The 12570-nt window shown below is 69.3% G+C and carries 10 protein-coding genes and 2 pseudogenes; 4 read left to right on the top strand and 8 right to left on the bottom strand.

What is annotated here, in order from left to right; translation table 11 throughout:
- The first annotated feature begins 286 nt into the window (after window positions 1-286).
- Entirely contained in the window at window positions 287-1084 is a 798-nt protein-coding gene (locus B9S57_RS18995) for a helix-turn-helix transcriptional regulator (protein WP_103516750.1), read from the top strand.
- A gap of 66 nt (window positions 1085-1150) precedes the next feature.
- Here the strand turns inward: B9S57_RS18995 and B9S57_RS18990 are convergent, their stop codons facing one another.
- The 7 genes and pseudogenes from B9S57_RS18990 to B9S57_RS18960 all read right to left on the bottom strand — a co-directional run bounded on the left by B9S57_RS18990 (window position 1151) and on the right by B9S57_RS18960 (window position 8352).
- Window positions 1151-1852, bottom strand: a complete 702-nt coding sequence (locus tag B9S57_RS18990) for a maleylpyruvate isomerase family mycothiol-dependent enzyme (RefSeq protein ID WP_103516749.1) — start codon at window positions 1850-1852, stop codon at window positions 1151-1153.
- Window positions 1849-2883: an SDR family NAD(P)-dependent oxidoreductase gene (locus B9S57_RS18985; protein WP_103516748.1), complete on the bottom strand. Its 1035-nt coding sequence runs from the start codon at window positions 2881-2883 to the stop codon at window positions 1849-1851. The genes B9S57_RS18990 and B9S57_RS18985 overlap by 4 nt, the downstream gene beginning before the upstream one ends.
- 202 nt (window positions 2884-3085) lie before the next feature.
- Window positions 3086-4396 (bottom strand): AarF/ABC1/UbiB kinase family protein, encoded by a 1311-nt coding sequence (locus B9S57_RS18980; RefSeq protein WP_103516747.1) that lies wholly within the window; start codon window positions 4394-4396, stop codon window positions 3086-3088.
- A gap of 92 nt (window positions 4397-4488) precedes the next feature.
- A complete protein-coding gene (locus B9S57_RS18975; RefSeq protein WP_103516802.1) occupies window positions 4489-5262 on the bottom strand; it encodes a TIGR03084 family metal-binding protein in 774 nt (257 codons plus the stop codon).
- A gap of 5 nt (window positions 5263-5267) precedes the next feature.
- Window positions 5268-6002, bottom strand: a complete 735-nt coding sequence (locus B9S57_RS18970; protein WP_103516746.1) for a MerR family transcriptional regulator — start codon at window positions 6000-6002, stop codon at window positions 5268-5270.
- Window positions 6003-6409: 407 nt separating this feature from the next.
- Window positions 6410-7236: pseudogene (locus B9S57_RS18965) on the bottom strand (IS3 family transposase).
- A gap of 468 nt (window positions 7237-7704) precedes the next feature.
- The gene (locus B9S57_RS18960; protein ID WP_258036451.1) at window positions 7705-8352 is read right to left on the bottom strand and encodes a site-specific integrase; all 648 of its coding nucleotides are present in this window, start codon (window positions 8350-8352) and stop codon (window positions 7705-7707) included.
- 656 nt (window positions 8353-9008) lie between these two features.
- Here B9S57_RS18960 and B9S57_RS34520 point away from each other — a divergent pair.
- Both B9S57_RS34520 and B9S57_RS34515 read left to right on the top strand, forming a co-directional pair.
- Window positions 9009-9332 carry a hypothetical protein gene (locus B9S57_RS34520; protein WP_181011397.1) on the top strand — a complete coding sequence of 108 codons (324 nt, stop codon included), beginning with the start codon at window positions 9009-9011 and terminating at the stop codon, window positions 9330-9332.
- 185 nt (window positions 9333-9517) lie between these two features.
- Window positions 9518-9847: a hypothetical protein gene (locus tag B9S57_RS34515; protein WP_181011396.1), complete on the top strand. Its 330-nt coding sequence runs from the start codon at window positions 9518-9520 to the stop codon at window positions 9845-9847.
- A 10-nt stretch (window positions 9848-9857) separates the two neighbouring features.
- Here the strand turns inward: B9S57_RS34515 and B9S57_RS18950 are convergent, their stop codons facing one another.
- Entirely contained in the window at window positions 9858-10847 is a 990-nt protein-coding gene (locus B9S57_RS18950) for a TIGR00341 family protein (RefSeq protein ID WP_258036450.1), read from the bottom strand.
- A 239-nt stretch (window positions 10848-11086) separates the two neighbouring features.
- Between B9S57_RS18950 and B9S57_RS18945 the strand changes: the two are divergent.
- Window positions 11087-12313, top strand: a pseudogene (locus B9S57_RS18945) (PP2C family protein-serine/threonine phosphatase).
- Window positions 12314-12570 lie beyond the last annotated feature (257 nt).

Genomic DNA, 12570 nt, shown 5'->3' with positions numbered 1-12570 from the left:
GTCCGTGCGCCCTGAATTCTCCAGGTGTTGATAACCGATGCACCGCAGCGGGATCCAACACTTTCATCGCCCGAAAGCGGGTCCCTTTCCCCCGCCGACCTGAGGTCGGCAGGCGCTGCCCTGCGCGTCCGGTCAGGACGCACTCGCTTCATCGGCACGCTCGGAGAAATACCGTGCAAATTTTTGCGGTACACATTATCGCACCAACAGAGCGTCAGTTCTGAGATGTTGCTCGGCCATTTCCGTCAGGACGCATTCGATTCATCGACAAGCTTGGAGCACTGCCATGCAGGTCGCCGTTGAGCGCGCGATAGCGACGATGTGGGACCGATACGAGGAACCACTCTCGCTCGACGAGATCGCCAACACCGCGATTCTCAGCAAGTTCTACTTCTCCCGGGTGTTCCGCAATCTCACCGGGACTTCTCCGGGCCGATTCCTTTCCGTGGTCCGGCTGCACCAGGCGAAGAGCCTGTTGCTGGAGACCAATCTCAGCGTCACCGAGATCTCCTACCGGGTCGGTTACAACAGTCTCGGCACCTTCACCAGTCGTTTTACCCGCAGTGTGAGCCACTCCCCGGCCCGCTACCGGGCACTGGCCCGTGCGGGGCTGCTCGCGCCGAGTGGCGGGCCCGCCACGGGGCCGCAGCACCTCCTCGACGGTGCCCGGCTTACCGGTGACCTCGAAGGCACCATTCGTCTCCCCGGCGCCGCACAGCCGGTACGGATCTACGTCGGTGCGTTCCGCGAGTCCATCGTGCAGGGCCGTCCGACCGCCTGCGCGATCCTGGACGGGCCCGGCTCGTTCTCGCTACGCCTGCCGGAGGGCGCCTGGTACATCCGGGCGGCCGTACTCGCCATGGACGACCCGCCCTCGCCGCTCGGTCAGCGGCGCCCGCTGCTGGTGGCTTCGAGCCAGGTACTGAACGTGCGGCGGGGCCAGGACACCCGGGTCAACCTGATCGGGCGTCCGATGACCCCCCTGGACCTTCCGATCCTGCTGGCGCTGCCGGAGCTGGACTTCTCGGGTCTGCCGAAGGCGGGCGGCGCTCCCTTCGAACTGTCCGCCATCACCGGCACCTGACCGCAGGTGCGAAGGAGACGCACAGGCCGGTGCGATCCTGCCGTGGCCCTCGCGGGGCCCGGTGGATCAGAACCCGTGGACCGGCTCCACCTCGCTCGCGGGCGGCGCGAACGGCCCCCAGACGAAGGCCGGCATCCAGGTCACCGACGGGTCCCCGGACCAGCGCAGGTCCTCGATCTGGTGCCGCGTGCGGCGGCCGGTCAGCGACCGGAACACGTCGAAGGCCGGGCCGTGGACCGTGGCGACGGGCTCCCCCTCTCCCACCACCCAGTTCCGCTCCGGGGTGTCGATCCGCAGCGCCGGCAGGTTCTCTCCGTGCAACGCCAGGCCGAAGCCCATGGTGGCCAGATCCAGCGCGCCGGGGAACGCCGGATGGCCGGACGGCGCGACCGTCTCGCCCAGACCGACGCGCAGGTCCATCTCGTGCGAGAACACGTCGAGCAACAGGATGCGCCGCCGCAGTTCGGGGGTGCGGTCCAGTGCCTCGCTCAACTCGCTGTCCAGGGCGTCCCACCGGTCCAGCAGGCCGGGCAGGTCAACGCCCTCCGACGGGCGCAGATCTATCTGGTTGTCCTCCAGGGCGACGAACGACTCGCATATGTGGACCAGGTGCCCGATCAGGTCGCGCACGGTCCAGTCGGGGCACGCGGGCACACCGGCGGCGGCCGTGTCCGGCGTCCGGGTGACCAGACCGGTGATGTTTCTCCTGGTCCGCCGGTAGGCGTGGTACTGCTCGGCCGGATCGTGTCCGGTCCCCGTCGCCGTCATGACCCGCTCCGCTCGCCCGCGGTACCGGCCTGGCGCCGCGTCAGCAGGCCGGCCCGGCGGAGCCAGTGAGCGGTGTCGGCCATCGTCGTCGCGACGGGCCGCGCCGTGAGGACGTCGGCCGTAGCGGCCCGGGCCACCGGCACCGCGTGCACGCAGGTGTAGGCGGCGCCGAACTCGGCGGGTATGTGCCACGGCCACCACCGCTGGACCTCATCGGCGACCCGGGCGGCGGGAAGCATGGCCCGCCCCGGCAGCCGCAGAGTCGTGAGCCTGCGGCCGGTCGCCGCGCGGAGCTCCGTCAGGTAGGCGGCCGTCGTCACGTACCGGTTGGGCCCGAAGACCCGTACCGGCTTGTCCGGCGGCGGGCCGAGGGTCAGTTCCCCGAGTACCGCGGCGGTGTCACGCACGTCGCCCAGCGGGAAGCCGCCGGTGGGCCACAGCGGCATCAGGCCGCGCAGCGCGTCGCGCAGCCGGCCGGTCTGGTCACCGAGCCTCGGGTCGTCCGGGCCCAGCAGCGCCGGGGGGTAGACGATGTGGACCGGCGCCCCGTCGTCCTGGTGCCGCCGGGCGAGCGTCTCGCAGGCCGCCTTGCTCGCCAGGTAGGGCTCGTCGGGCTCCCCCACCGGGCTTTCGGCGCGCAGTTCGGATTCGGTGGTGGGAATCAGCGCGCCAACGGTCGAGACGTACAGCACCGTGCCGGTCCCGGCCCGGACCGCCGCCTTCAGGACCGCTTCGGTGCCCGCCACATTGGTGCGGGTGATGTCGTCACGGCGCCGGCGGTCGAAGGAATAGACCGAGCCCAGGTGGATCACGGCGTCGGCGCCGCGTACCGCGCGGGCCGCCGCCGCCTCGTCGGCGACGTCGCCGGTGACGGTTTCCACCGTGTCCGGGTCGATGCCGAGCGGGCCGAGCGCGGGCGCCAGCCGTGACGGATCGCGCACCAGCAGCCGGATCCGTGCTCCACCGGCCGCGAGGGCGGCGACCGTGTGCGAGCCGAGGAAGCCGGTGCCTCCTGTCACACAGACCAACATGTCGTTCCTCCTTTTCCGTCCCCTGCTCGACGTGCCGCTTCGCCCGCCGGCGCGGCCGGCCCACAGGCGTGCACAGTCGGTCCGGCAGGAGCTGTCGGGTGATGTCCGCCATGCGGCGGATCGTGCCGTCCGGCCCGGGCCACACGAGGGCGCGTACATGCGACCGCTGACCGTGCGGGGTGCGGCGGGGCCGGCACGGTTCTCAGGCGGCCCACCCGCCGGAGGGGCCGTTCTCGCGGCGCTCGGAGTCCGCTTGGACGTCCTTGGCGAAGGAGGCCATGAGTACGGGAACCGCCTCGGCCTGGAAGTCGACCTCGGAGTCGAACTCCTTGATCATTCCTTCCAGCACCAGCAGCGACAGCAGCGGAAAGGCGAACTCGGCAGCGGCGAAGACGCCGTAATCCTTCTGGAGCTTGAACAGCCGCGGAGCGAACGCCCCGAGGTCGAAGTCCTTCGACAGCGCCCCGGCCACCTCGTCCACCAGCTCCGTCACCGCGCTGCGGAAGCCCTCCCGGTCCATGTCCGCGGGGAGCCGCGCGGCGCTGTCGAGCACGATGTCCGCACACTTCGGGCCGTTGCCCTGGGCCATATTGAGGAAGAAGCCGGCGAAGGAGCGCCGCACCGCGTCGGGCAGCTGCACCACGAAGCCGGCGTCCAGCACCACGACCCGTCCCTCACCGTCCAGGCATAGGTTGCCCGGATGCAGGTCGCAGTGCACCACGCCGTCCACAAAGAGCATCCGGTAGACCGCCCGGAGCACGTCTCGGACCACCTCCTGGCGGCGGGCCATCGACATGCCCTGGGGCCTGAACCGGCCGATGTCCGGGACGAACTCCATGGTGAGCACCGTCGGTCCGCACAGTCCCTCGACGGGCGCGGGGATGCGCAGTTCGGTGTGGTCGGAGAGGTTCCCGCGCAGCGCGAGCAGGGAATCGTGTTCGGCGGTGAAGTCGAGCTGGCGCAGGACGGCGCCGCCGAGCTGTCCGATCATCTCCTCGGCGGGCAGGTCCCGCATGCTCGGCAGCAGCCGGCCGGCCCGCGCGCCGAGCAGGGCCAGCCGCAGATCGGCCTCCAGCACCGGGCGGATGCCGTGCCGCTGCACCTTGACGGCGACCTCGGTGCCGTCGGCGAGCCGTGCGCGGTGCACACTGGCGATACTGCCGCAGGCCACCGGCTCCCAGTCGAACTCGGCGAAGGCATCGGAGAATCCGGCCTCGGCGAGGGTGCGTGCCACCGCCGCCCGTCTCGGCTGCCGCACCTCGTCGGCCAGTTCGCCCAACGCGTCGCACCAGCGTTCGGGGACCAGGTCACGGCGTGTGCTGAGCAGTTGCCCGGCCTTGACGAAGAACGGCCCCAGCGTGGTCAGCAGCCGGGGAGCGCGGTGCGCCAGCCTGGCCCGGCCGCCGCGGGTCATCGTGTGCGGCAGTGCGGCGATCAGATGTCCGGTGACGATCAGGGCGGTGGCACAGGCGCGCTTCGGCAGCAGCCACCAGCTGGTCCGTTGTTCTCGCACGGCATCTCCAGATCCCTCGTGTCGGGCGGACCGAAGAAGGCCCGCCAGCTAAGAAAGCAGCCCCTGGGCCGGTGAGCTATACGCCATATTGCTCACTGCGGTGCCCGGCTCGTGCCAGGCGGTCCGACGTAGGACTGTGCGATGTCCAGCCAGTGGCCGGCCTCCGTCCCGACCCCTGTCAGCGCGAGGTCGTCGCGGTGTCTGCGCCGGGTGACGAGCAGGCAGAAGTCCTGGGCCGGGCCGGCGATCCGCTGCCCGGCCTCCGGCGGGCCGAAGGCCCACAGCTCCCCGGACGGGGCCGTCAGCTCGAAACGGAACGGTTCGGCCGGAGGCCGCAGACCCCGGGCTCGGTAGGCCAGGTCCCGGGTGCGGGTCCCGAGGAAGACGATGTGGCCGATCCGGTCGGTGAGCACGCGCGGACGCCCGAGGGCGTCGCGGATGTCCTGGCCGTGCGCGAACAGCTCCGTCAGCGCGACCGCAGCGAGCACACTGGCCGGCAGCGGCCCGGCCGGCCACGGCACCTGGTCATGGCGCTCCAGTGCGGACAGCCCCTTCTCGGCGGCAGCCCGTTCCTCGGCCCAGCGACGCAGCAGACGGGGGACCGGCTCCGCGACGTACTCGGCGAGCCCGGCGTCCATCCCGGACTGGAAGTCCTCCCGGACCTGCGCGGTCTCGGCCGCGAAGGCCTCCTCGTCGCTCACCGCGAGCCGCACCAGACGGGAGACGTACGCCAGGTGAGCCACCTGGTGACGGACCGTCCAGGAGGCGGCGGGGGTCTCCGCCGCCCATTCCTCGGGACTCAGTCCTGACACGAGATCACCGAGTTCGGTGCCCTCCACAGCCAGGTCGGCGTACACGTCCTGCATCGCGGTCACGTGGCCATTCCTTTCGACGCGCCGAAGAACGCATCGGGCGAACCGCGTCCATCCTCCGGGCGCGGGCGGACCGCCGCTTCTTCGCACGTGCTCTCCGCGCCGCCTTCGACGCCCTGGAAGTGACGGACTGATTTGTCCTCCACGGCGAGGCGCCGCAGCGCGAGCAGCGCCGGTTCCAGCAGGAGAATCACCACCACGGCGCGTTCGGCGGCCTCCCCGGGTCCCCAGGCGCCGTTCAGCTGCTCGATGTCCAGCTCCGATGCGCGGTCCGCCAATCGCGCGTAGGGCAGCAGCGTCCGCCAGTCGATCCCCGTGCCCAGCTCCGACAGGGCGTGCAGAATCTCGCCGAGACTCCGGGCGGCGACGGTACCGGTGTCGACGTCCCAGCCCATCTCGGTGATCAGCCTCCGCGCGCCCGCGACGCCCGGAGCCTTCGCCCGCTCGTGGTCCCCGTCCGGCAACTCTGGCCCGCCGTCGATCGGCGTTCCGAGGATCCGGTGCGGATCCGGCTGCCGCGCCATGGTGCCGAGAACCCTCTTGGCCGCCACGACCGACAGCCGGCGCACACCTATCAGCGCCCGGATCAACCGCAGTCGGTGAAGGTGCGCGTCGCCGTACTCGGCGCGGGTCGCGGTGACGCGCCGCCCCGGGGACAGCAGCCCTTCCCGGAGGTAGTACTTGATCGTCGCGGCCGGCATCCCGCTGAGGCTGCTGAGTTCCGCCAACGTCATGAGGCCCCGCCGATCTGCCGCGATGCCGCCGGAGTGCCGGGTCCCGTCCTCACGTACAGACTCCCCCGGCTGCCGCCGGGCTCCTCGGCGAGGTGCTGCGGGCGTGCAGGCGTGGGCGGCTGCCGCCGCTCGTCGTCCGGACCGGGCGGCGGTCCGGTGCCCTCACCCTCGGCCACCGGATCCGCGCATGCGTGAAGTGGTTTCGTCAAAGGGGGTCCCTCCTCGGAGAACGCGTGCCTGACCAGGCCGGTCGACGCGGCGGAACGAGTCTCTCGCCGGACCCGGCGATCTGTCTTCTCGTCCGTTGCTCGGTGCGGAACCGACCGGCAGTCACGAAGGAGCGCGCTCTCCGGGGCACGGACGGCTGAGGCACCCTGCGCTTCTCGAACAGCGACTTCGAGGGATTCCTATGCTGCGACCTGCAACTCTTCGTACTCGGCGTGGGCTTCTGCGGGGGTTCGGTAGCCAAGCCCGGAGTGGAGGCGTCGCCGATTGTAGAACATCTCGACGTAACGGACGACTGCCTGGTGCGCATGGGCACGTGTTGGGAACGAAGCCCGGTATACGAGTTCATTCTTGAGTGCGCCGAAAAACGATTCGGCCGGCGCGTTGTCCCAACAGGCTCCGGTACGGCCAACCGATGCTCTCAGCCCCAACACCCTGAGTTTTCCTCGAAGTTCCCGGGAAGTGTATTGACTGCCCCTATCGGAATGGAAGATACATCCGTCGGAGAGATCGATATCGCGGGCCGCCATATCGAGTGCGTCCACGATAAGAGACGTCTTCATGTGGTCAGCCGTCGCCCAGCCAACAACGGCCTTGGTATGACAGTCGATGACCGTTGCGAGATACAGAAATCCGGCCCAGGTGTGAATGTAGGTGATGTCGCTGACCAGTTTGCGGCCGGGGGCGTCCGCGGTGTAATCCCGGGCCGTCACGTCCGGCGTGGCCGGCGCCGCTTCGTCGGCCAGGGTGGTCACGCCGAGAATTCGGTCTTCATCCGCAGTTCCCGATTCTCGCGTTCCAGCTCGCACAGACGAGCGCGCTCACTGATGTCCAGGGGTGGTTCCTCGCCAGCGTGGTCCTGTCAATAGCGGCTAACCCAGGTGTCCAGCGTTCCCTCGTTCACCTGAATTTCCCTCGCAACTTCGGCGATCGGCCGAGACTCCACGATCACCATCGTGACCGCCTCGCCCCTGCATTCGGGACTGAACTCCCTACGCTTCTGTGTCACGTGCCCTCTCCGCCGTTCCGGACTTCGATCCTATGGGGACACTACTGTCCGAGAACTTCAGGACGGCTCGAGGGCCGCTTCGGCGGCGTCGGGCCGATTTTCCGGGTCTTCTCCGAGCACTCCTGCAGGATCACCCCCTCCACCTACCACGCCCACCGTAAACGCCAGGCCGCACCCGCGGCTCGAACCATCCGCGACGCGGAGCTGAAACCTCTGATCAAGGAGGCGTACGAGACCCAGCGTGCACACGGCCGCGCCCGAGTTGGACTGGCTCCCCCCTCGCCTGTGGCCGCAGCTCGGGTCATCTCTGGGGAGAATTTGGGGAGCACGAGCAGCTCTGGGGAGAGCGTAGGGAGAATCGACTACCCAAGCGGGTACGAGCCTGAAAGAACACGAAAGAAGGATCAACGCAGGCCAGGCACCTGATCGCTCACATTCCTGCAGGTCAGGGCCACCTGGATGATGACTTTAAGAAGATCTCCTCGCCCTTGTAGACCATGCGGCCCCTACGCGCTCGTCAGGCTGCTTCCCAGAGGCCGACGTCGAGGATCCGGGCGGCCTTGGTGATGTGCCCGGCATCAGGTGCCGGTAGGTGCGGTACGTCTCCTCGATGGACTTGTGGCCCATCCATTCCGCGACGTCGGTGATGGGGATGCCGTTGCCGAAGGCGTTCGAGGCGAAGTAGTGCCGGAAGCCGTACATCCCCACCCCTTCCTCCGGCGGGAGGTTCTCGAAGAGCCGCTTCACGCGGCGCCGCTCCATCGGCTCCGTGTACCAGCCGCTGGGGCCGCGCAGCAGGTAGCCGTCCTTCGTGGTGGCGTGCTTGGCCGCGTAGCGCTCGATCGCTTCACGGGCAGACCGGGGCAACGGCACCTCGCGGAACTCCCCCGTCTTGCGGTGCTTCAGCTTCGCCGGTTTTTGAGTGTTGGAATGGATCTGCTCGCGCACCCGGTACACGTCCTGGGCCACGACGTTGTGGACGTTCACCGCCCGCGCCTCGCCGTTGCGCAGGCCGCATCCCGTCATCATGGCGATCTCCAGTGCGAGGTCCTCGTCGGCGACCGTCAGTGCCTTCTTCACGTAGGCGAGGGACGGAATGGCGACCTGTTCACGCACGTACTCGGGTTCCTGGACTCCTTTGACCGGGTCGTCCGCCGGGGCTGTGAACACCTGACGGGAAACGGCAAGGCGTGCGCGGTGTGGCCCCGGCCTCGGTGTCGCGCAGCGCGGCGGGCTGGCAGGCGGCGAGCAGGTTCAGCCAGTCGTCGACCGTGTCGCGGGCGAAACCGGCCCCATGCCCGTCCGGGTGGAGGAGGGAGTGGGCGTAGCTCTCGATCCAGAGCGTAAGCAGGCCGCGGCGGGAGTCTTCGGACAGCCACTGTCACAGCGATCGAGCGGCCGAACGCAGACCGTCGTGGGCGTTCTCGTTCCGGAAGTCGGCAATCCGCTGGATCTGAACCGTTCGTCTGATCTGGCCCGGGCCAGCAGGGCGCGGAGGAGGCCGTCCTTGCTGCCGAACAGGTAGATCAGTACATGTGGGCTGGAGTGGATCTCCTCGGCCAGCGGGCGCAGCGACAAGATGCCGAGGCCGTTGCGCAAGGGGTAGGCGCACACAGCCTCCAGCAGATCCTGTCGGCTCGCGGACGGGCTACGCCGTCGAGGAGTACGAGCCCGGGACCCGGGTCCGCTTCCGGTTCGGCCCGCCCCGCGCGGGCTACCACGAGTTCTTCATCCACCCTCTGGACGGCGGCGGCTGCCTGGCCCGCCACGACATGCTCATCGGCACCCCCCGCGCAGATTTGCTGCGCTGGCCGCTCGCGGCAGGCCACTTGCACGACACGGTCATCGAGGGAGCCCTGGACAATCTTCCGTGCAGTTCGGTAGACCGGGTGGCCCGGCCCGCGAGCCGCTCATGCTGGGTGCGTCTGCTGCACCGCCTGTTCTGGTACCGGCCGCGCAAGGTCGATCCTCCCACCACCTCACTGCTGCTGCCCGGCGCACTGCCAAAGGTCCACTTCGCCGACGCCTTCCAGGTCCCTCTGCACCCCGCGATGCCGTCCGACCCCGAGCCCTGGCGACAGGCCTTCCCACCGTGAGGAAGAGCAGGTCAGAAAAGGTTCCTTGACTCTCCGTGTCGCGCGTGGGCACCCGGAGCGTCAAACGAGCGTCACGAGAGGCTGATCCACCGGCGCACTCCCGGCATCGGTTCATTCCTCTCCGTGGTGTGTCGTCCTCAAAGAGGATCGCCTGGACGCGTTGCAGCACGTCGAGGTCGGCCCGGTTGTGGAAATCGACCGGTGCCTTCATCACGACCGACTCGGCGACCGCCGTCTCCCGGTGCGAGGAGACACCCCGGTGGGCCAGGCTGTGGTGGTTCACGCACACGAAGCGGCACGCCGAGGAGTTCAAGCGGGACTCGGTCGCGCTCGTGGTTTCCCGAGCAGGACGGTCACCGCGGTGCCCGGGAGCTGGCATCAGCTCGGAGTCCCCGCTCGGCTGGTACCGCCGGGCGAAGGCGGATCGGGGCAAGGTCGGCTCCGGCGAGCTGACCGGCACCGAGCGCGAGGAACTCAAGCGGCCCCGAAAGGCTCCGCGAGCGCGTGAGCCTTGAGGTCCGGCACTCAGTCGCCGACCATTCCGACGTCGATGCGCCGACCGCGTGACGCGTCCACCACGACGGGGATACCGTCCGGAATCCGTCCCTCGAGCCGCTCGAGCAGAGACTCCAGTGGCGGGAGGTCTCCGGGGGTGCGGACGTGGATGTACATCGTCCGGGAGGTCGCGTCCACACGCGTGACGGACGCGCCCGGTTCTTCGGCGAGCCACTGTTCCGCCGCGGTCTTCGTCCGGCCGGTCCAGACGTTGAGCAGAACCGTGACCACGGTGTTGGCCGTCAGCGGGACGAACACGACGACGAACAGCAGGGCCATGGCGGCATATGCCCCTCGGGCGGGCCGTCCCGCTGCCTTGTCGGCCTCCACGCCGTAGCCGAGCGAGGCGAAGACGACCATGCCCCCGAAGACCAGAGCGAAGAGGTTCGAGACGAACAGCACCAGCGCTCCCAGCGCCAGCCATCCCGACAGCTGTCCCAGGCACACCCCGGCCACCACCAGAGGCGGGACGAGGGAGATGGCGATCGCGACCCCGGGCAGTACGGCAGCGACGTCCCGACGGGCAAGCGCCACTGCGCCGGCGAAACCGGTCGCCAGGGCAGCGACCAGGTCCATCAGGCCCGGTGACGTCCGCGACGAGATCTGACTGTCGGACAGCAGGTCGAAGTCACTGGGGAGGACCAGCGACATGACCATCCCGATCGCGATCACCAGCAGGCAGGCAAGGAGGACGACTATCGCAGATCCGGTGCGGCGGCGCTGCACCGAGCCCAGGGCGATGCCCATGATCGGGGTGGACAGGGGCGCGATGATCATCGCGCCGATCACGGTCGCCGTCGAGTCTGTGAGCACCCCGCCGGCGGCAATGACCGACGACAGCGTCAGCATCGTCCAGAAGGCCGAGCGCTTGGACGTGGTGTCCCCGGACGACAGGTACAGATCATGGGCCAGTTCGTCCAGCGAGCGGCGCTGGGAGGCCGGCAGAACACGCGCGCGCATCTTGCTGAACATGTCCTCAAACAACCACGCCCGGCACGCTTCCCTCGGGCAGGACACGCGCGCGGCGGCTCCGGCTCCGGCCCGGAGCTTCACAAGGCCGACGGTCGAGCGTTTCGTTTCGGCGGGTCCGCCGCCCATGTGACCGCCGGAGGCCGGGAGGGAGCAGTGCCCGGGCTCCGTGGCGCGTTCACCCCTATCGTGGAAAGCACAGTGATGGTCGACACCGAGGCGGCAAGCACATGAGGAAGCCGCAGATCGACTACGCGGCGGTCTTCCACGCCCTGCCCGGCATGGTGGCTCTGCTCACGCCTGCTGGTGTACGCAGATGCCAACAGAGATTTCCTCCGGCTGGCCGGGCGCACCCGAGAACAGTTGCTGGGCCACTACATCTTCGACGTCTTTCCCGAGCACCCCGACGAACCAGCAGCGGCCGGCATGCGCGAGACCCAGGCGTCGATGTTGCGCGTAGTGGCCACCGGCGAGCGCGACGCCATGGCGCTGCTGCGCTACGACATCGAGGACCGCGAGCGGCCCGGCCATTGGGTGGAGCACTTCTGGAGTCCGGTCAACGCGCCGGTGCTCGGCCCGGACGGTGACGTCGTGCTGATCGTGCACCGGGTGGAGGAGGTCACCGGACTCATCCGCGCTCGCGGCGACCGCGGCGGTGACCGCTCCACACGCGTCCTTGAGGCCGAGTTGTACACCCGCGCCCGTGATCTGCAGCAGGCGAACGAAGGTCTGCGTCGGGCCCAGGCGCGCGACCGGGAGGTCGCGCTGGCTTTGCAGGCGGCGATGCTGCCCGCCCCCGACCCGGTCGGGCACCACCGGGCAGCCGTCCGCTACAGCCCCGCCGTCGGCACCCTGAACGTGTGCGGCGACTGGTACGACTTGGTCGACCTGCCCGGCGACCGCATCGCGGTCGCCGTCGGCGACGTCGTCGGCCACGGACTGGAAGCCGCCTGCGTCATGGGGCACTGCGCAGCGCGCTGAGCGCGGCCGCTCGCGTCGCCGACGGCCCGGCCCGCGCCCTGGAAGCTCTGGGCCTGTACGCCCGGCAAGTCGATGGTGCCGAGTCGACCACGGTGGTGAAGACCTTCATCGACTGGGCCACCCACACCATCACGTACAGCAGCGCGGGCCATCCTCCACCCGCCCTGCTTCACCACGACGGCACCGTGACCTTCCTCGACCAGGCGACCGATCCGCCTCTCGGCGCGCGCCCCGAGCACGTCCCACGGCCGGAGGCCAGTACGGCCTTCACCGAGGGAGCCACTCTGGTCATGTACACCGACGGTCTGATCGAGCGTCGTCACGAGGACATCGACGTCGGCCTGACCCGTCTGGCCGACGCCCTCGTCCGCCATAGGAAGGCCGCCCCCGAGGCCCTGGCCGACTCCCTCCTGGCCGACCTCCTCCCGCCCACCGGCAACAGCGACGACACGGCGCTGGTCATCATCCGCCTGTGACCCGTCCTACTCCGCACGTGGTGAGGAGCGCGCCGGCGATCGGCGGCAGCACGATGGAAGCGCATCTCGCGCACGTGAGGATCGGCACCATGGCCGATTTGATTCTTCGGACATTTCTGGCAGCGTAGTCAATGCCATGCCCCACACATCCCGCGGTACTTCCCGCGAAGGCGCCGCTGCCGGGGCACCGACGCCGAACGGCGACCCTGTTCTCTTCGCTCGGTTCACTGTGCCCCTTGCGCCGAAGACCTTCGTCC

Source organism: Streptomyces sp. SM10, assembly GCF_002910915.1.
Lineage (GTDB): Bacteria > Actinomycetota > Actinomycetes > Streptomycetales > Streptomycetaceae > Streptomyces.
This window is presented reverse-complemented; position numbering and strand designations above follow the sequence as displayed.

Coding starts and splice junctions, on each gene's coding strand:
- B9S57_RS18995 (WP_103516750.1), top strand. CDS start 287: ATGCAGGTCGCCGTTGAGCGCGCGATAGCGACGATGTGGGACCGATAC.
- B9S57_RS18990 (WP_103516749.1), bottom strand. CDS start 1,852: ATGACGGCGACGGGGACCGGACACGATCCGGCCGAGCAGTACCACGCC.
- B9S57_RS18985 (WP_103516748.1), bottom strand. CDS start 2,883: ATGTTGGTCTGTGTGACAGGAGGCACCGGCTTCCTCGGCTCGCACACG.
- B9S57_RS18975 (WP_103516802.1), bottom strand. CDS start 5,262: ATGCAGGACGTGTACGCCGACCTGGCTGTGGAGGGCACCGAACTCGGT.
- B9S57_RS18970 (WP_103516746.1), bottom strand. CDS start 6,002: ATGACGTTGGCGGAACTCAGCAGCCTCAGCGGGATGCCGGCCGCGACG.
- B9S57_RS34520 (WP_181011397.1), top strand. CDS start 9,009: ATGCTCATCGGCACCCCCCGCGCAGATTTGCTGCGCTGGCCGCTCGCG.
- B9S57_RS18950 (WP_258036450.1), bottom strand. CDS start 10,847: ATGCGCGCGCGTGTTCTGCCGGCCTCCCAGCGCCGCTCGCTGGACGAA.